This is a genomic window from Sphingobium tyrosinilyticum (assembly GCF_042654265.1).
Classification (GTDB): domain Bacteria; phylum Pseudomonadota; class Alphaproteobacteria; order Sphingomonadales; family Sphingomonadaceae; genus Sphingobium; species Sphingobium tyrosinilyticum.
Window position 1 is genome coordinate 1 of the sequence record NZ_JBHSFZ010000040.1, and the last position, 1,422, is coordinate 1,422.

At 63.6% G+C, this 1,422-nt stretch carries 1 protein-coding gene; it reads left to right on the plus strand.

Translation table 11 applies throughout. The features are described 5' to 3' along the window. Positions 1-158 precede the first annotated feature (158 nt). Complete coding sequence (locus ACFO3E_RS15165) at positions 159-1,370, plus strand: IS256 family transposase (protein WP_380805799.1); 1,212 nt, start codon at positions 159-161, stop codon at positions 1,368-1,370. The last annotated feature ends 52 nt before the right edge of the window (positions 1,371-1,422 follow it).

Genomic DNA, 1,422 nt, shown 5'->3' on the forward strand with positions numbered 1-1,422 from the left:
GCTAGCGTCCGCGGTGATGGTGTAATTTCCCGGTGTAGATGACGGCGTTGCCGGGGGTGGGGCCGAGGCCCCACCCCCGGCGGCCCATCTGGTGGCCACCGGGCTCATCGGTAAGGTGGAGGTGTCGAAGCTTCACCCTAACCGAGGAGTTGATCCCGATGACCGAAGACAGATTACCGCTTGCCGAGCTGATGGCGAAGAGCGGAGATGGCGACTTTCTTCGCACCGTCGCCGAGAGCGTGCTGCAGATCATCATGGAGGCCGACGTCGACGGCCTGATTGGCGCTGGACGTCATGAGCGATCCAGCGACCGCAGCACATGGCGCAATGGCTACCGCGACCGCAGCCTGGACACCCGGCTCGGAACGCTGAACCTGAAAATCCCCAAGTTGCGGACCGGGGCTTACTTCCCTGGCTTTCTCGAACCGCGCAAGACCGCTGAAAAGGCGCTGGTGTCGGTGATCCAGGAGGCGTGGATCGCCGGCGTCAGTACCCGCCGGGTCGACGAACTGGTCCAGGCAATGGGGATGAGCGGCATCTCCAAGTCGTCGGTGTCGAAGCTGTGCAAGGACATCGACGAGCGCGTGAACGCCTTCCTCAAGCGTCCGCTGGTCGGCGATTGGCCATATTTGTGGCTCGACGCCACCTACCTCAAGGTCCGCGAGGGCGGCAGGATCGTCAGCGTCGCCGCAATAATAGCTGTTGCGGTCACCACCGAGGGCAAGCGCGAGATCGTGGGCCTGCACATCGGCCCGAGCGAGGCCGAGCCATTCTGGTCGACCTTCCTTCGCGACCTCGTCCGGCGCGGCTTGAAGGGGGTGAAGCTGGTCATCTCCGATGCCCATGAGGGCCTGAAAGCCGCCATCACCCGCGTCGTCGGGGCGACCTGGCAAAGGTGCCGCGTTCACTTCATGAGGAACGCGCTGGCGCATGTGCCCAAGGGCCAGAACACGGTCGTCGCCGCCGCGATCCGCCAGGTCTTCCTCCAGCCCGACCATGCCGCCGCGACCCAGACATGGCGCCACGTCGCTGACCAGTTGCGCGGACGCTGGCCCAAGCTCGGCGACTGCATGGATGCCGCCGAGCACGACGTGCTCGCTTATATGACCTTCCCCGAACAGCACCGGGTCAAATTACATAGCACAAATCCGCTCGAAAGGCTCAACAAGGAGGTCAAGCGCCGCGCCGACGTCGTCGGCATCTTCCCCAACGAGGATAGCATCATCCGCCTGATCGGCGCCGTGCTGCTCGAACGAAATGACGAATACCAACTCCAACACCGATACATGCAACTCGAGGGAATGACCGCCCTCGCAACACCACTGATCGAGGAGACGCCGCCGCTACAGATTACACCGAAAGCCGCCTGATCGATGCGGCCCGAGGCCACACCCCAATTACACCACGTTGACGGACGCGACC

What these genes read in the sequence shown, in the direction of transcription:
- ACFO3E_RS15165 (WP_380805799.1), top strand. Translation starts at nt 159, where the DNA reads ATGACCGAAGACAGATTACCGCTTGCCGAGCTGATGGCGAAGAGCGGA.